Raw genomic sequence first — 17,263 nt, forward strand, 5'->3', positions numbered from 1 at the left:
TAGCGTCAGCGTCACGGCAGCACGGCATCTCGGTGGAAACCACTCCAAGCTAGCTCAACTCCAGGCCGCTGCCGCCCCCCGGAGCACCAATCCGCATCCGACGGCGAAGACCATGAACGCGGTGCCGAGCGGCATCGCGCGCCGAAGACCCGCCGCGAGCCGCCCGCTTCGGGGCTTGCGCTCCGTGAAAGCCATGAGGAACGCGGCCGCACGCTCGCCGACCCGGACGACCAGGAAGCCCGCGGCCGCCAGTGTGAGAGCGAGCCCGGCGCCGTACGCGAGGACGAGCAGGAAACCGAACCAGGCCTGTCCGAGCGCGGCCGCGCCGACCAGGACGACGACGGCGGACGGGCTGGGCACGAGCCCGCCGGCGAAGCCGAGGAGCAGCGTGCCGCGCATCCCGCGGCGCTCATGGTGGTGGTGTGTGTGGTCATGGCCCGTCTGGTGGTCGTGATCGGCATGGGTGTGCGAGTGGGTGTGATGGTGATGGTGGTGGTCGTGCGTGTGCTGGTGGCCGCGACGGCGCCATGCCCTGCGTACGAGCGCGGCGCCGGCCACCGCGACCAGCGCGCCGCTCGCGACGCCGAGCCAGGCGACCACCGACGGCGCCGCCGCCGAACCGGCCGCCACCAGCGCGCCGAGCGCGAACACTCCCAGCGTGTGCGTGACCGTCACCGAAGCGCCCAGCGTCAGCACGTCCCGCACCGAGTTACGGCCACCGGCGGCGGCCGCGGCGGCCATCAGCGTCTTGCCGTGGCCGGGCGCGAGCGCGTGGAGCGCACCGAGGGCGATGGCGGTGGCCAGGGCCAGGGCCGCGAAGGGGAGGGTGAGTTCGCGGCGTTCGACCAGCCCGGTCAGCGCCTGGGTCCAGCGGTCCGCGCCACGCGGCAGCACGGAGGCCGCGCCCGCGCCGTCCCGGTCGGTGCCGCCGTCGTCGACCAGCGCGGGTCCGCCGGGCACGGCGGTCAGCGTGGCCTCCGTCCGGCTGGGCGGTGAGGAGAGCCGGTCCTCGGGATAGCCGGTCAGCCTGCGTGACTCGGACTTCTGCGGTGCGTCGGACGAGGTGAGCTGCATACGGTCACCCCGCGCCGTGATCTCCCGCCAGCCCGGCCCTTCACCGCCGGGCGCGCGGAAGCCGATGGCCGCTTCGCCGTCCGGCAGCGTGGCGGTCAGCCGGCACTCCAGGCGCAGGGTCGGCAATCCGGCCTGCCCGGGGCGCACTTCGGCCCGGCTCGCGCCGGGACGGAGCGCCACCGCGCGGCCGTTCACCTCGACCCGCCCCTCCCGTGCCGCGGTCGCACACCGCGCGCGGGCCCAGGACGGCAGGGCCTCGGGTGTCCGCGAGGCCGGGTCCACCTGGGCGGTCGGGATCTCCGCCAGATCCTCGACATGGTCGACCCGCAGCTCGCCCCGGCCGACGACCAGCCCGTCGTAGTGATTGACGGTGAAATTGCCCAGCGGATGCGCGGCGGCGGTCCCGGTGAGAACCAGGAACAGACCGACGACGAGCGCGCCGACAAGGGCGATGCGCTTCCTCATGACCCCTCCTTGGCGGTCCGCTTCAGCGCCCGCCGCGCCTCGGCGGCGCCGAGCGGCGAGAAGCCGGGGTTGATGTCGAGTGCCCGGGTGAGGGAGCGGCGGGCGGCGGCGTCCTCGCCCGCGGCGAGCTCGATCATGCCGAGGTGGTGCAGGAACACCGCGTTGCGGTAGCCCGTCGCGGTCGCCTTGCGGGCGTACGGAAGTGCCGCCTCGGCCTGCCCGTTGCGCAGCAGCGCCCAGCCGAGCGCGTCTGCCGTGTGCACCGTCTGCCGCCGCTGCCACTCGGCACGGGCCGCCTTCAGCGCCGCGGCCCGGTCTCCGTGGTCGGCCGCCGCGAGCGCGGTGTCGAGATCGGGATTGACTCCGCCGGAGCGGGCGAGAGCCGTCCAGGTGTTGATGAGCGCGTACTGCTTGCGGGCCTGCTGCGGCTTGCCCGCCGCCTCGTACAGCTCGCCGAGCGCGACCAGCTGACCGGGCAGCGGATAGCGCGCCACGATCGCCTCGTACTCGCGGATCGCCTCCGGGGTCCTGCCCTGCGCGGCGTGCGTGCGGGCACGGCACTCCAGGGCGGCGATGTTGCGGGGCTCGGCGCGCAGGGCGGTGGCGCAGTGCTTGAGTGCGGTGTCGTACTGGCCCTGGGACCAGGCGAGTTGACCCAGCGCGGTGGCCACGTACGCGATGTCGGCGGGCGAGGCGGCGGAGCTCATGGCCAGCGTCAGTACGCGGTTCGCGCCCTTCGCGTCACCGCGGAGCTCGAAGACATAGGCGAGCCGGGTGAAGACGGGGATGCCGGGGCGTCGCACGTCGGCCTCCTGGGCCGCCTTCAACGCCCGGTCGTAGCGGCCGAGTTCGACGAACGCGTCGATGCGGATCGCGAGGCCCTCATCGCTGTACGGGTTGATGGCGAGGGCGCGGTCCGCGTCCCGCAGCGCGCCGGTGAAGTCGTGCCGCGCGGCCGCCAGTGCGGCACGGCCGGCCAGTGCGGCGTCATTGTCGTCGGGCCGCAGCTTGAGGGACCGCGCGAAGGCGTCGTCGGCGCGCGGATAGCCGCCGGGGTCGCCGGAGGTGCGCGACTGTTCGACATAGGCGGAGCCGAGAGTGGCCCAGCCCTGGGCGTCCTTGGGCTGGCTCCGCAGATGCGCTTCCAGCGCGGCGACGCCGGCTCCGGGCGCGGCGACGCCGACAGGGGAGGGCGGGCCGCCGTTGCCGTCGCCGCCGATGACGACAGCGCTCGCGCTGATGGCCAGCGCGACGCCGAGGGCGCCAAATCCGACGGCGAGGCGCCGCCGAAGCCCGCTGCGCGGTGCGCGGGCGTCGCTGGTCTGAGACATGTTCCCGGTCCTCTCGATCCGATGCGGGGGCTTGGGACGTGGCCCGGACCCCGTGCCGCCACAGGCGAGCGCGGGGTCCGGGGACGAGCCCCGAGTGCCTGCTAGGGCCTGTCGTCTGGATCTTGCCGGGCTCGCGGGCTCTGGCACCGCGCCTCGCCGCGTTGTCGTCGGTCGGCATGGCTCCGCCATGCCTCCCTCCTCCGCCTTGCGATCCACGGCACTAGAGCCCGCTCACTCATCCGGCCTGATCCAGACGAAAGGCCCTAGAAACCGGTGCCGTAGCTGCGCCGCCGGCGGCGCCACCAGGACAGACCCGTGGCGATCAGCAGCACACCCGCGCCGGCTGCCGCCGCCGAGGTGATCAGGAGCGTGTTGCTGTTGCCGTCACCGGTCGATCCGGACAGGCCCGCGCCGCCGTTGAGCGCGTTGCGGGACGTACCGCCCTTGGCGGTCGGTCCGTCGGAGCCGGAGGCCGGCAGGGCCACGTACGGGAAGCTCGCCTCGAACTTGACGTCGTTCGCGTCCACCGCGTCGCCCAAGTCGTTCTTCGAGCCCACCAGTTCGCCTTCGACGACCTGGAGCGCGATGTCGAGGACGTCGTCGCCGAGCCGCCTGCCGTTCGGGAAGCCGGCGTTGTCGCCGTCGAGTACGCCGAGCCGCTTCGGTGAGGCGGTGGGCTTGATCGACGTGTTGAGCCGCAGCGCTTCCGCCGGCCGTACGTTCGGCGGCTGGTTGAGGCCCTTGACTCCGGTCAGGAAGACCGAGACCAGGTCGTTCCGCGGTTCGGCCGGCGCCTTGATCTTGTAGATGCCCTCGATCAGCTTCGGCAGCTCCGGGTTGGTGACGAAGGGCAGGAAGTCGGCGTCGTTCCACGGCGAGGACGCGTTGAACTTGTCCTTGTTCTTCAGCGGTACGACGACTTCGTTGGTCAGCGGCATCCCGAGCCGGGAGACCTGGGTCCAGCCGCCGCTCGCGTTCGCCCGCTGGGTCGTCGACCAGATGCCGATCACCGGCTGCTTCTTGGACTGCTGCAGATAGTGCGTCGGAATCTGCAGCGCGACGCTGTTGACGTTGTAGCCCTTGAGCGTGTCGTCCCCGACCTCCGACAGGTCACCGCCGTACAGCAGGTCGAAGACCCGCAGGTCCAGGAAGAACGGGTCGTCAGCCTGGCCGGCGAAGGTCGTGATGCCGCTCGGCAGTTGATGCACGGCCTGCTTGCGCAGCGTGGGGTAGTCCGGCATGGACGCCTTGCCCACATTTGACGGCGCGACCGGTACATCGTCGGCGATCTTCGTGGTGGATTTCACATGCTGGTTCTTCAGCCGCAGCAGATCGATGTCGTAGGTCTGCGTGAAGTTGAGGTCCGGGTCGTCGAGGCTGGTGACGGGCCCGGTGTTGTACAGGAAGGTGTTCCCGTTCTTCACGTGGTCCTTGAAGGTCCAGCGGTAGAGCAGATCGCCCTGTGCGTCGCCGTCGCTGTCGATGTGGATGTCGTACTGGGCGTCGTGCGCGAACTTGTAGAAGTTCGGCCCGCCCGCCGGGTCCTCGAACGGCAGCCAGTTGGCCACCAGTGTCGTGGTGTCCGCCCGGTCCGGGCTGACGAAGGCGTACACATCGGTGTTGTCGTACTGCGGCTGGCCGGAGATCAGGGGTGCCTCACGGTGGCTGGAGGCGGTTGCCGCCTCCGGCTCCAGCGCGTTCACGCCGGCGGCGGCAAGAGCCCCGGCGGCCAGCGTGCCGGAAATGAGCGCGGCGAGGCCGGTGCGCCCCCGGAAAGCTCCGGGCCCCCGCCCGCTCCTGTTGGTTGCGGTCATCGCGTCCGTCCGTTCTGAGCAACGAGTTCGGTTGCCTTGCGACTGGCATTCGGGACTGCGCGACGGATGGATTGGTGGAGAATTCGAAACTGTCCAACTCGCCCTGGAATCGGGCGGATTCAGTGAATGACCGTCAACTCACGTACGGGTGTGGTGAATCCTGCGACCGGGATACACGAGTGTCACGGCGGGGCGATAGGGTTAACCTGCCCGGGCCGGGTACGTCGTACGGGTGGGGAGTGACATGGAACGGATAACAGTGCGTAGCAGGCCGCGCGTGCCTGCGATCACATGTGGGACGGGCGCGAGCAGCTCGCGTCTCGACCGCCATCTTTCGGTGCTCGGCGGTCCCGCCGTCCCGCAGGGTGACGCGGTGGAGGCGACATCGCTGATGCTCGAGCTGACCTCCCGCGATGTGGCGCACACCCGCAAGAGCAAGAGCGCGCGTGTCTCGCTCTTCGCTCCTCTTCGGCGGCTTCGCCGCTCCCTCTTCGGCAGCCGCAGCTGACCGACCCGCAGGACCCGCAAGGACATCAACCCCTCGCGACGAGGCGCTCAGGCGACCACACCGTCCCGGCGCAGCGCAGCTGTCCCCTCTTCCGTCATTCCCAGGGCCCTCAGCAGCGCGTCGGTGTGCTCGCCCAGCGCAGGGATCGCGCCCATCCGCGGTTCCGCGCCGCCCGGCAGGGTGATCGGCGGCAGCAGCGCCCGCAGCGGCCCGACCGGTGAGTCCACCTCCCGCCACCGGTTCCGCGCCGCGAGCTGCGGATGCCGGGCCACATCCGTCACACTGTTGAGCCGGGCACAGGCGATGCCGGCCGCATCGAGCCGGCCGACCGCCTCCTCGGTGCTCAGCCTCGCCAGCGCCTCGGCCACCACCGCATCGGTCCCCTCGCGGTTTGCCGTACGGGCCGTGTTGGTGGCGAAGGCCGGATCCTTGCCCAGCTCGGGCCGGACCAGCACCTGCTCAGCGAGCCGCTGCCACTCCCGGTCGTTCTGCACCGACAGCAGCACCTGTCCGCCGTCGGCGGTGGCGTAGGCGTCGTACGGAGAAATCACGGCGTGCGCGACACCGGTGCGCGCCGGCGGCTCACCTCCGTGCATCCCGTGGTTCAGCGGATGCCCCATCCACTCGGCCAGCGACTCCAGCATCGAGATCTCCACCGGACCTCCGCGGCCCGTCACGCCGCGGCGCAGCAGCGCCGCCAGCACGCCGGAGAAGGCGTACATCGCCGCCGCGATGTCGGCCGCCGGAATCCCGGCCTTCACCGGGTGCTCGGCGGTCCCGGTGACCGACACCAGACCGGCCTCGCACTGCACGAGCATGTCGTAGGCGCGTTTGTGGGCGTACGGTCCCTCCGCGCCGTATCCGGAGATGTCCACGGCGATCAGCCGCGGGTGCGCGGCGCACAGCGTGGCCGCGTCCAGGCCGAGCCGGGCGGCCGCGCCCTGAGCGAGGTTCTGCATGAACACATCCGCGTCCGCCACCAGCCGGCGCACGATGTCGAGGCCGCGCGGGTCCTTGAGATCGACGGCGATGGACTCCTTGCCGCGGTTGCACCAGACGAAGTGCGAGGCGAGCCCGCGGGCGGCCGTGTCGTAGGCCCGGGCGAAGTCGCCGCCGTCCGGACGCTCGACCTTGATGACGCGGGCGCCGAGGTCGGCGAGCTGGCGGGTGGCAAAGGGGGCCGCGACGGCCTGCTCGACCGCGACGACGGTGATGCCGTCGAGCGGCAGCGGCTCAACCGAGGGCGAGCGCGGTGACGAGGGCGGGGGCTGGGTGCTCATGCAGCCGTGCCTATCACAGCAGCGCGAACTGGCCCTCCGGTCCTTCCTCGTGGTGATCGAGCACGGACGCCGGCCGCCGGGCCGCGCCGGGCGGCGGAAGCACGCCCGGGAGCTCGGTTATCTCGTGGCCGATCTTCAACTCCCGCTGACGGTCCTTGAGTTCACCGAGCAGCGCCAGCACGGTGATCAGCTCCAGCAGCTCCGACGACCACTCCCGCGGCCAGGCCGGCGGCCTGATCGCCGCCAAGGTGCCCGGCTCGGCCGCGGCCGTCCGGCGCTCGAACCAGAGCTCCAGCACCCGTACGCCGCCCACCTGGAAGTCCCACGCTTCGGCAGGCACCGGAGAGACCCGGCCCTCGCCGAGGCTCAGCACCTCCTCCTCGGCGTCGTACTCCATCGCACCGGGCCGCGCGGGCACGGCGGCGCGCACATAGGGACGCCGTCCGCCGGGCAGCCTGGGCCGCTGCGCGCCGCGGCCGCCGCGCAGCTGGATCTCCAGCATGCGCCGGCCCAGTTCCACGCCCGACAGCCAGGTCTCGGGGTCGGCGGGCAGCGGCACCACACATCCGGCCGGTGAGGACTCGGCGGCCGCGAGGATCCAGCACACCATCTCGTCGGCATCGATCTCGCGTCCGTAGTGACGGCCGAGGGCGGGCAGCAGCCCGGGCGCGAGATTGGGTTCGGCGCCGCCGGGCCGCCGGTACACGGGCCGGATCCTGCCCGGCCGTCCGGCGGGGGAGCGCCCGTCGGGCAGCAGCGCCGAGGCCAGCACGGCCGGTCCCGACGCCTGGGCCACCCAGCCCTGCTCGACGAGGAAGATCTGCCGATCGTCGGCCACCCGCCAGAGCTCCGGCCGGGCGACGTCGATCAGCCGGTGGTCGGATATCAGCCACTGCTCGTCGAAGGGCCCGTGGGTCACCCGCACCGGCTCCGGACACCGACCGTCCTCGCGGACGAACCTGCCGGTTTCCGTGGTCTGCCCGGGCAGCTGGCTGACGGCGCTGTGTGGCGTACGAGCACGGGTGCAGCCGAACAACGCGTCCTGCTCGACGCCCTCCGCCCGCACCAGGGCGTCCCAGCGCGCCTTGAGGGAAGCGGCGTCCGGAGCCATCACCCAGGGTCGTCCCAGCCGCAGAGGCGGTGTGCCCCACGGCATGAGCTCGTCCAGCATCGGCATGCCGAAATGCTAGGCCCTGTCCGGCCGATCTTGCCGGGCTCGCGTGCCCTGGTACGCACATCTGCCGCGTTGTCGTCGGTCGCCATGGCTCCGCCATGTCTCCCTCCTCCGTCTTGCAACTGCACGCACCAGACCCCGCTCGCTGATCCGGCCTGATCGGCCGGACAGGACCTGCTGCGGCCCCTGACAGCACTCACTGCCCGGTGCTCACTCCGCGTCGACGGTGACCGAGAAGGAGAACCGGTCGCCGCGGTACCGGATCCGCGCCACGTCGACCACCCTGCCGTCCTTGTCGTAGGTCACGCCCGTGTAGTGCAGGATCGGGCTCAGCAGCGGCACTTTCAGCAGCTCCGCCGTCCGCGGGTCCGCGAGCCTGGCCTCCACGGTGTCGGTGATCCTGCTGATCCGTACGCCCACCGAGTCCCGCAGCACCTTGGTCATCGGCCAGCGCTCCAGGTCCGCGAGGTCCAGCTTGGCCGCGATGTCCGAACGGACCGCGTTCTCCGCCCAGTTGGTCGGCTCGCCGCTCTCGCCGTCGCAGCGCAGCCGCCGGTAGCTGACGACCTCCGCCATGTCCGGGAAGTACTCGGTGAGCTCACCGGGCACCGGCTCCGGGCCGTGCCCGAGGATGGTCGTCCGTTCGCCCGACTGCTGGGCCACGATCGCGTCGATCGAGCCCAGCAGCCTGCGCGGAGCGCTCCGCCGCGCTCCCGGCTCGATGAAGGTGCCGCGCCGCCGGTGCCTGCTGATCAGGCCCTCCTGCTCCAGCTCCTTCAGCGCCTGCCGCATGGTCAGCACGCTCACGCCGTAGTGCTCGGCGAGCTGTTCCTCGGTGGGCAGCCGCAGCGGGTCGTGCGAGCTGCGGCCGAGTATGGAGGCGCGCAGCGACTGCGAGACCTGGTACCACAGGGGCAGTTTGCGGTTCAGGACCAGCGAGTCGGGGGCGAAGGCGGTCACGGCGTACTCCGTACTACGACCGGAAGTGGCGCTCAAGACCCTGCCACACGTTGTCATAGCCCTGCTGCAGGTGGGAGGCGTCCGCCGCCTGCCCGGTCGCGGTGAGCGGCCAGCGGGTCTCGAACATGAACGCAAGACCGTCGTCGATCTTCTGCGGCTTGAGCTCGGCGGCGCTTGCCCTGTCGAAGGTCTCCCGGTCGGGCCCGTGCGCCGACATCATGTTGTGCAGCGAGCCGCCGCCCGGCACGAAGCCCTCCGCCTTGGCGTCGTACGCGCCCTCGATCAGGCCCATGTACTCGCTCATCACATTGCGGTGGAAGTACGGCGGCCGGAAGGTGTCCTCGCCGACCAGCCAGCGCGGCGCGAAGACGACGAAGTCCACGCCGGCCAGGCCGGGGGTGTCGCTGGGCGAGGTGAGGACCGTGAAGATCGACGGATCCGGGTGGTCGTACGAGATCGTGCCGATGACATTGAAGCGGCGCAGGTCGTAGACGTACGGCACGTGGTTGCCGTGCCAGGCGACCACATCGAGCGGCGAGTGGTCGTATGTCGCGGACCAGAGGTTGCCGCAGAATTTGTTGACCACCTCAACCGGCCGCTCCACGTGCTCGTACGCGGCGACGGGCGCAAGGAAGTCGCGGGCGTTCGCCAGGCCGTTCGCGCCGATCGGGCCCAGGTCCGGAAGCTCGAACGGCTGCCCGTAGTTCTCGCAGACATAGCCGCGTGCGGTCGGGCTCTGCCCGCCATCAGACACAGTGTCGAGCAGCTCGACGCGGAAGCGGACGCCGCGCGGGATCAGCGCCACCTCGCCGGGCCGGGCGGCCAGCAGGCCCAGTTCCGTACGGAGCAGCAGATCACCGTGCTCCGGGACGATCAGCAGCTCGCCGTCGGCGTCGCTGAACACCCGGTCCTCCATGGAGGAGTTGGCGTGGTACAGGTGCACGGCCATGCCGGTGCGCTGGGTGGCGTCGCCGTTGCCGCCGAGCGTCCACAGGCCCGCCAGCCAGTCCGTGCCGGGCGCGGGCTCCGGCAGCGGGTTCCAGCGCAGCCGGTTGGGGTCGGGCACGGACTCGGTGAAGGGCGCGCTGCGGACCGTGCCGTTCCCGATGCGGCGGAACGGCGGATGCGCGGCCGACGGGCGGATGCGGTACAGCCACGAGCGGCGGTTGCGGGTGCGCGGCTCGGTGAACGCGGAGCCGCTCAGCTGCTCCGCGTACAGCCCGAGCGGCGCGCGCTGCGGTGAGTTCCGCCCGAGTGGCAGCGCGCCAGGTACAGCCTCCGAGCTGTGTTCATTGCCGAAGCCGGGGGAGTACCCCAGAGAATCGGCCGTCTTGCGCGCCTGCTCGATGCCGCTCATCGCCTGCTCCCGGTGCAGAAGGAATCCTATGGACAACCGTAGGATTGCGAGACCGCCCCGTCAACGGCATCCGGGCGGCATGATGGGGCGCGTGCCCCACGCCCCTCTCCGCCGTGCGCCCGTGCAGCGGCGCAGCACCGAACGGCTCGCACGGATCCTGGACGCCTGTGCCGAACTCCTTGACGAGACCGGTTATGAGGAGCTGTCGACCCGTGCGGTGGCCGCGAGGGCCGGTGTGCCCATCGGCTCCGTCTACCGCTTCTTCACCAACAAGCGTGCCCTCGCAGATGCGCTCGCCCAGCGAAATCTGGACAGTTACGCCGAACGGATCGGCGGCCGGCTCGGCGCGCTGCCGGACGGCGACTGGCGCGGCCTGCTCGATGCCGTCCTCGACGAATATCTGGCGATGAAGCGCACGGTCCCGGGCTTCGCGCTGGTGGACTTCGGCCACCAGATCCCGGTCGGCGCACCCGCGTCCGGCGCGAACCACCAGGTCGCCGACCGGCTGACCGGACTGGTGGCGGGCCATCTCGGGCGTGACCCGGACAAGGAGCTGCGGCGCGCGATCCTGATGGCGGTGGAGGCGGCGGACGCGCTGCTGCAACTGGCGTTCCGGGTGCGGCCGTCGGGCGACGAGGAGATCGTGGCCGAGACGCGGGTGCTGCTGCGGGCGTATCTGGCGAAGCGGCTGGACTGAGCCGGTCTCCCGGGCGGCGGCCAGGACCGAGGGCCCGGCACCCCTCCCGTACGTGCATACCAGTCGGTATGCTCGGACAGAACCGCGCGCCACCGTCGCCGCCCCGGGGAGGGCCCATGTCCCGCACAGCTCCCGCCCGCACCGCGCTCCGCATCTGCCCGCTCTGCGAGGCGACCTGTGGACTCACTCTCACCATCGAGGGCAGCCGCGTCACCTCCGCGCGCGGCGACCGCGACGATGTGTTCAGCCAGGGCTTCATCTGCCCCAAGGGCGCGTCCTTCGGCGAGCTCGACGCCGACCCGGACCGGCTGCGCACCCCTCTCGTACGCAAGGACGGCGAGCTGCGGGAGGCGACCTGGCAGCAGGCCTTCGACGAGATCGCGGCCCGGATCAGGCCGGTCATCGAGGAGTACGGGCCGAACGCGGTGGGCGTCGTCCTCGGCAATCCGAACGTCCACACCATGGCCGGCGCGCTCTATCCGCCCGTACTGCTCACCCTGCTGCGCACCCGCAACCTCTTCACCGCCAGCACGCTGGACCAGATGCCCAAGCATGTCTCCAGCGGACTGCTCTTCGGCGACGCCGTCGCCATCCCCGTCCCCGACCTGGACCGCACCGACCATCTGCTGCTCCTCGGCGCCAACCCGCTCGAGTCCAACGGCAGCCTGTGCACCGCGGCCGACTTCCCCGGCAAGCTCAAGGCGCTGCGCAAGCGCGGCGGCACGCTCACCGTCGTCGACCCGCGCCGCACCCGCACCGCGCAGCTCGCCGACCGGCATGTCCCGATCCGGCCCGGCACCGACGCCCTGCTGCTCGCCGCCCTCACGCATGTCCTCTTCGAGGAGGGGCTGACCGACCTCGGCCGGCTCGCGGACCACGCCGAAGGGGTGCGTGAAGTCGAGGAAGCGGTGCGGGAGTTCACTCCGGAGGCCGTCGCCGCGGCCTGCGACATGGACGCCGACGAGATCCGTGCAATCGCCCGCGAGCTCGCCGCCGCACCCACCGCCGCCGTCTACGGCCGCATCGGCAGCTGCACCGTCGAGTACGGCACGCTCGCCAACTGGCTGGTCGACGTCCTCAATGTGCTCACCGGCAACCTCGACCGCCCCGGCGGCGCGCTCTTCCCGCTGTCGGCCACCGCGCCCGCGCCCCGCCCGGCAGGACCCGGCAAGGGCTTCGCGCTCGGTCGCTGGGCGAGCCGGGTCAGCGGCCTCGCCGAGGCCAAGAGCGAACTGCCGATGACCGTCCTCGCCGAGGAGATCGACACCCCGGGCGACGGTCAGATCCGCGCGGTGATCTCGATCGCCGCCAACCCCGTGCTCTCCGCGCCGGACGGCGACCGCCTCGACCGCGCGCTGTCCGGCCTCGACTTCATGGTCAGCGTCGATCCGTATCTCAACGAGACCTCGCGCCATGCCGATGTGGTGCTGCCTCCGCCGCCGCCGTCGCAGAGCGCACACTTCGACTTCGCCTTCAACTCCTTCGCCGTGCGCAACCAGGCCCGCTACTCGCCGGCCGCCGTGCCCCTGGAGGAGGGGCGGATGGACGAGTGCGAGATCCACGCGCGGCTGATCCTCGCCGTCGGCGGCATGCACGGCGCGGACCCGGCCGCCGTCGACGATCTGGCCATCCAGAACACCCTGGCAAAGGCCGTCGAAACGCCTCACTCGCCGGTCCACGGCCAGGACGTCAAGGAGCTGACGGCCCAGCTCACCGGTGCAAGCGGACCCGAGCGGCGGCTCGACATGATGCTGCGCACCGGCCCGTACGACCTCACCCTCGACAAGCTCCTGGAGAACCCGCACGGCATCGACCTCGGCCCGCTCCAGCCCCGCGTCCCGCAGGTGCTCAAGACCCGCAGCGGCCGCATCGAGCTGCTGCCGGAGCCCATCGCCGCCGATCTGCCGAGGCTGCGCCGCGCGCTGGACGATCGGCCCGCCGGGCTCGTCCTCGTCGGCCGCCGCCATCTGCGCTCCAACAACAGCTGGCTGCACAATGTGTCCGCGCTCAACGGCGGCTCCAACCGCTGCACGCTCCAGATCCACCCGGACGACGCGGCGCGCCTCGGTCTCACGGACGGCGAACCGGCCCGTATCAGCGCGGACGGCGGCGAGGTCGAGGCCCCGGTGGAGATCACCGACACGGTCCGCACGGGTGTGGTGAGCCTGCCGCACGGCTGGGGACACAGCAGGCCGGGAACGCGGATGTCGGTGGCCGCCGCACGTCCCGGAGTCAATGTGAACCAGCTGCTCGACGGCTCGCGCTTCGACCCGCTGTCCGGCACCGCCGTGCTCAACGGCTTCCCCGTCGAGCTATCACCTGGCCGATGACCTGGGGTTTTGCTCGTATTGCTCACGCGTCAACATCTTGTTAACGCTTGTGGGCGCGACCTAACGTCGTCCGAACCGCCGCCCCGGTGGGAGTTCAAGGGTGAACGTTAGGTGTCCCTCATGCTGACAATCCTCGGCTTCGCCATGATTGCGACCTTCCTGGTCCTGATCATGATGAAGAAGATGTCGCCGATCGCGGCGCTGGTCCTCATCCCCGCACTCTTCTGCGTGTTCGTCGGAAAGGGCGCCCACCTCGGGGACTACGTCCTCGAAGGCGTCGGCAATCTCGCACCCACCGCGGCGATGCTGATGTTCGCGATCGTCTACTTCGGCGTGATGATCGACGTCGGCCTGTTCGACCCGATCGTCCGCGGCATCCTGCGCTTCTGCAAGGCGGATCCGCTGCGCATCGTGGTCGGTACGGCGGTGCTCGCCGCGATCGTCTCGCTGGACGGCGACGGCTCCACCACCTTTATGATCACGGTCTCGGCGATGTACCCGCTCTACAAGCGCCTCAAGATGAGCCTGGTCGTGATGACCGGAATCGCCGCCACCGCCAACGGCGTGATGAACACGCTGCCTTGGGGCGGCCCGACCGCCCGTGCGGCGACCGCGCTGAAGCTGGACGCGGCCGACATCTTCGTCCCGATGATCCCGGCGCTCGCCGTCGGACTGCTCTTCGTCTTCGTGCTCGCGTATGTGCTGGGCCGCCGCGAGCGCAAGCGCCTCGGCATCCTCACGCTGGACGATGTGCTGGAGACGGAGCCGGAGACGGTACTCGTCACAGCGGGCGGCGGCGCCGAGGAAGGCGTGACCGGCGGCTCGGGCACCGGCTCGGGTTCGGGTTCGGGCTCGGGCACCGACGCGGAGCCGCAGGAGGACGACGGCTTCCAGGGCCTCGACCCCCACCGCGCGACCCTGCGCCCCAAGCTCTACTGGTTCAACGCCGGCCTCACCGTCGCGCTGCTCGCCGCGATGATCATGGAGCTGCTGCCCATCCCGGTGCTCTTCCTGCTCGGCGCGGCCCTCGCCCTCACCGTCAACTACCCCAAGATGGCGGACCAGAAGGCCCGTATCGGCGCCCATGCCGAGAATGTGCTCAACGTCGCCGGCATGGTCTTCGCCGCCGCCGTCTTCACCGGCGTTCTCACCGGCACCGGCATGGTCAAGCACATGGCGGACTGGCTCGTCGGAGCGATCCCCGAGGGCATGGGGCCCCACATGGCCATCGTCACGGGCGTGCTGAGCCTGCCGCTGACCTACTTCATGTCGAACGACGGCTTCTACTTCGGCGTCCTTCCGGTGCTCGCCGAGGCCGGTTCCGCGCACGGCGTCTCCTCGCTGGAGATCGCCCGCGCCTCCCTCGTCGGCCAGGCGCTGCACATGTCCAGCCCGCTCGTGCCCGCCGTGTACGTCCTCGTCGGCATGGCCAAGGTCGAGTTCGGCGACCACACCAGGTTCACCGTCAAATGGGCCGCGCTCACCTCACTGGTGGTGCTCGGCGCCGGAATCCTCTTCGGCATCATCTGATCGTGCCCGTTTCCCAACAGCCCGGCAGGAGCTGGCTGCTGCGCCTCGTCATCGCCTTCGCCTTCGCGCAGGGCGCGGTGTCGATGGCGCGGCCGGCCGTCTCCTACCGGGCGCTGGCTCTCGGCGCCGACGAACGCGCGATCGGCGTGATCGCCGGCGTCTATGCGCTGCTGCCGCTGTTCGCCGCGGTACCGCTGGGCCGCAGGACGGACCACGGGCGGTGCGCACCCCTGCTGCCCGTCGGCGTCGTCCTGATCTCCGGTGGCTGCGCCCTCAGCGGCCTGGCGCTCTCCCTGCCGGCCATGGCGGCCTGGAGCGGAGTGATGGGCCTCGGCCATCTCTGCTTCGTCATTGGCGCGCAGTCGATCGTCGCCCGCCAGTCCGCACCGGACGAACAGGACCGCAACTTCGGCCACTTCACGATCGGCGCCTCGCTCGGCCAGCTGGTGGGACCGATCGCCGCGGGCGCCTTGATCGGCGGCGACATGGCCCGTACGAGCGCACTCGCGCTGGTCGTCTCGGCGGCCGTCGCCGCGGTGTCGCTCACCTCGCTGTGGCGGATCGAACACCGGGCGCATGCCCGGGAGCGTACGACGCGGGCGAACTCCGTTCCCGTGCACCGGATACTGCGCACCCGCGGCGTGCCCGCCGGCATCTTCATCAGCCTCGCCGTGCTCTCCGCCACCGACATCCTCACCGCCTACCTTCCGGTGATCGGCGAACACCGCGGCATCGCACCGGCGACCATCGGCCTGCTGCTGAGTCTGCGCGCGGCCGCCACCATCGCCTGCCGGCTGGTGATGACGCCGATGATCCGCGTGCTGGGGCGCACCGTGCTGCTGACCGTGACCTGTCTGCTCGGCGCGCTGCTGTGCGGCGGTCTCGCGCTGCCGGTCCCGGTCTGGGCGCTCGCCGTGATGCTCGCCCTGCTGGGCTTCTGCCTCGGCGTGGGCCAGCCGTTGTCGATGACAACGGTTGTACAGGCTGCCCCCGATCGGGCCCGGTCAACCGCCCTCGCGCTGCGGCTGACCGGAAACCGCCTCGGACAGGTCGCGGCGCCCGCGTCCGCCGGACTGATCGCCGGCGTCGCCGGAACCGCCGCGCCGTTCGTGATGCTGGGCGTACTTCTGCTGGTGGCGGCGGGGTTGGGCACGCGGACGTCAATGAGTGGGCCGGGCAAGGAGATCCAGGGCGCCCGGGGCCGCTTGCCGGCACCGGCGGGCACCGTACACAAAGCCAGGGCCCAACCTTCGCGTGAATCGTTCCCTGACCGGGAGTAGTCGGCTAGTTTCAGGCGTCCCAGCCGCTCCTCCACTTTCCCAGGGCGGAACCACATGACTCGCACGATCTCCCTGCACAACGTCAGCAAGCGGTACGGGAAGGGTGGGCGCGCCGTCGACCGCTTCTCTCTGAACATCGAGCCGGGCGAGTTCGTGGTGCTCCTCGGCCCGTCGGGCTGCGGCAAGTCGACCGTGCTGCGCATGATCGCCGGCCTGGAGGAGATCACCGAGGGCGAGCTGCTGCTCGACGGCGAGCCCGCCAACCACATCCCGCCCCGGGACCGCTCCATGGCCATGGTGTTCCAGAACTTCGCGCTCTACCCGAGCATGACGAACCGCGAGAACATCGGCTTCCCGCTGCGGATCGAGAACCCGCGCCTGGACCGCGGCCCCCGGGTCGAGGCCACCGCCCGGATGCTGGGCATCGAGGACGTCCTGGACCGCTATCCCAGCCAGCTCTCCGGCGGCGAGCGCCAGCGGGTCGCGATGGGCCGCGCGATCTCCCGGCGGCCCTCCGTCTTTCTGATGGACGAGCCGCTGTCCAACCTCGACGCGAAGCTGCGCAACCATCTGCGGGCCGAAATATCCCAGCTGACCCGGGAGTTGGGGGTGACCACGGTCTATGTCACGCACGACCAGGCCGAGGCGATGTCCCTCGGCGACCGGGTCGCGGTGATGCGCGGCGGAGTGCTCCAGCAGGTGAGCACGCCGCGCGCGACCTACGCGATGCCGAGCAATGTCTTCGTCGCGGCCTTCATCGGCACTCCGCGCATCAATCTGCTGCAGGCCGTCGTGTACGCGCCGCTGGACGGTCGGATGTCGATCGACCTCGGCAAACAGCGCCTTCCGCTGCCCGAACCGCTCAGCGTCGACCACCAGTTGCTCCGTATCCAGCAGGGCCGGAAGATCATCGTCGGACTGCGCTCCGAGGCCGTGCGGGTCGCTCCGCCGAGCCAGGCGCGCACCGGCGAGGTCGCGCTGACCGGGATCGTGGAGCACACCGAGTACCAGGGCCATGAGGCGCTGGTGCACTTCAACATCGGCTCGCAGGCCGCGGTGCTCGGCGAACTCGAGTCGCCACGGCCGCAGGCCCCCGCGCGAAGACGCAGAAACAGAACCGGTCCGAGCATGCTGAACCGGATCAAGGAACGCACGGTGGCGCGGGTCTCGGGTCCGGTGGTGGCGCTCGACGAACCGACGCCGACGCCGCTCGCGGCGGAGCGGCCGCCGGTCGCCGCGAGCGATCTCGTCGTACGGACCGGGCCGGATGTGCGCGTACGGACCGGGGCGCAGGTGCCGCTCCTGGTCGACCTGGCTCATCTGTATGTCTTCGACCACGACGGCCGCCGGATCTGCCCGGCCCCGGCCGATCTCCTCGGCCTGGACGAGTGAGCCCGGCCCTCTGAAGGCACTCCGCAGGCGAACGGCAGAATCGAGTGTGGCCCGATCCCGCCGGGTGACCC

General features: G+C 71.1%; 13 protein-coding genes. 6 read left to right on the forward strand and 7 right to left on the reverse strand.

The features are described from left to right. Positions 1 to 54: 54 nt before the first annotated feature. The 3 genes from ACH4YL_RS16435 to ACH4YL_RS16445 all read right to left on the reverse strand — a co-directional run bounded on the left by ACH4YL_RS16435 (position 55) and on the right by ACH4YL_RS16445 (position 4,684). Positions 55 to 1,539, reverse strand: coding sequence for a sulfite exporter TauE/SafE family protein (locus tag ACH4YL_RS16435; RefSeq protein ID WP_398508009.1), 1,485 nt, complete (start codon positions 1,537 to 1,539; stop codon positions 55 to 57). Continuing rightward, entirely contained in the window at positions 1,536 to 2,870 is a 1,335-nt protein-coding gene (locus tag ACH4YL_RS16440) for a tetratricopeptide repeat protein (protein WP_398508010.1), read from the reverse strand. The genes ACH4YL_RS16435 and ACH4YL_RS16440 overlap by 4 nt, the downstream gene beginning before the upstream one ends. Before the next feature lie 263 nt (positions 2,871 to 3,133). Next, positions 3,134 to 4,684 (reverse strand): DUF4331 domain-containing protein, encoded by a 1,551-nt coding sequence (locus ACH4YL_RS16445; RefSeq protein WP_398508011.1) that lies wholly within the window; start codon positions 4,682 to 4,684, stop codon positions 3,134 to 3,136. A gap of 244 nt (positions 4,685 to 4,928) precedes the next feature. Between ACH4YL_RS16445 and ACH4YL_RS16450 the strand changes: the two genes are divergently transcribed. Continuing rightward, a complete protein-coding gene (locus tag ACH4YL_RS16450; RefSeq protein WP_398508012.1) occupies positions 4,929 to 5,192 on the forward strand; it encodes a hypothetical protein in 264 nt (87 codons plus the stop codon). A gap of 47 nt (positions 5,193 to 5,239) precedes the next feature. Here the strand turns inward: ACH4YL_RS16450 and ACH4YL_RS16455 are convergent, their stop codons facing one another. The 4 genes from ACH4YL_RS16455 to hmgA all read right to left on the reverse strand — a co-directional run bounded on the left by ACH4YL_RS16455 (position 5,240) and on the right by hmgA (position 9,963). Next, positions 5,240 to 6,472, reverse strand: a complete 1,233-nt coding sequence (locus ACH4YL_RS16455) for a CaiB/BaiF CoA transferase family protein (RefSeq protein ID WP_398508013.1) — start codon at positions 6,470 to 6,472, stop codon at positions 5,240 to 5,242. Between the two features lie 13 nt (positions 6,473 to 6,485). Then, entirely contained in the window at positions 6,486 to 7,649 is a 1,164-nt protein-coding gene (locus ACH4YL_RS16460; RefSeq protein ID WP_398508014.1) for a type ISP restriction/modification enzyme, read from the reverse strand. Positions 7,650 to 7,856: 207 nt separating this feature from the next. Then, on the reverse strand, positions 7,857 to 8,606 hold the full coding sequence (locus ACH4YL_RS16465) for a GntR family transcriptional regulator (protein ID WP_398508015.1): 750 nt from the start codon (positions 8,604 to 8,606) through the stop codon (positions 7,857 to 7,859). Between the two features lie 13 nt (positions 8,607 to 8,619). After that, positions 8,620 to 9,963, reverse strand: coding sequence for a homogentisate 1,2-dioxygenase (hmgA, locus tag ACH4YL_RS16470; protein ID WP_398508016.1), 1,344 nt, complete (start codon positions 9,961 to 9,963; stop codon positions 8,620 to 8,622). Positions 9,964 to 10,045: 82 nt separating this feature from the next. Here hmgA and ACH4YL_RS16475 point away from each other — a divergent pair, with 82 nt between their 5' ends. From ACH4YL_RS16475 to ACH4YL_RS16495, 5 genes are all read left to right on the forward strand, one after another. Next, a complete protein-coding gene (locus tag ACH4YL_RS16475; RefSeq protein ID WP_398508017.1) occupies positions 10,046 to 10,660 on the forward strand; it encodes a TetR family transcriptional regulator in 615 nt (204 codons plus the stop codon). 116 nt (positions 10,661 to 10,776) lie between these two features. After that, positions 10,777 to 12,990, forward strand: coding sequence for a molybdopterin oxidoreductase family protein (locus ACH4YL_RS16480; protein ID WP_398508018.1), 2,214 nt, complete (start codon positions 10,777 to 10,779; stop codon positions 12,988 to 12,990). Positions 12,991 to 13,110: 120 nt separating this feature from the next. Further along, the gene (locus tag ACH4YL_RS16485) at positions 13,111 to 14,520 is read left to right on the forward strand and encodes a CitMHS family transporter (protein ID WP_398508019.1); all 1,410 of its coding nucleotides are present in this window, start codon (positions 13,111 to 13,113) and stop codon (positions 14,518 to 14,520) included. Between the two features lie 2 nt (positions 14,521 to 14,522). Next, positions 14,523 to 15,800: an MFS transporter gene (locus ACH4YL_RS16490; protein ID WP_398508020.1), complete on the forward strand. Its 1,278-nt coding sequence runs from the start codon at positions 14,523 to 14,525 to the stop codon at positions 15,798 to 15,800. Between the two features lie 54 nt (positions 15,801 to 15,854). Continuing rightward, positions 15,855 to 17,192, forward strand: a complete 1,338-nt coding sequence (locus tag ACH4YL_RS16495) for an ABC transporter ATP-binding protein (RefSeq protein WP_398508021.1) — start codon at positions 15,855 to 15,857, stop codon at positions 17,190 to 17,192. Positions 17,193 to 17,263 lie beyond the last annotated feature (71 nt).

Origin of the sequence: Streptomyces sp. NPDC020681 (assembly GCF_044334895.1) — a bacterium.
Lineage (GTDB): Bacteria > Actinomycetota > Actinomycetes > Streptomycetales > Streptomycetaceae > Streptomyces.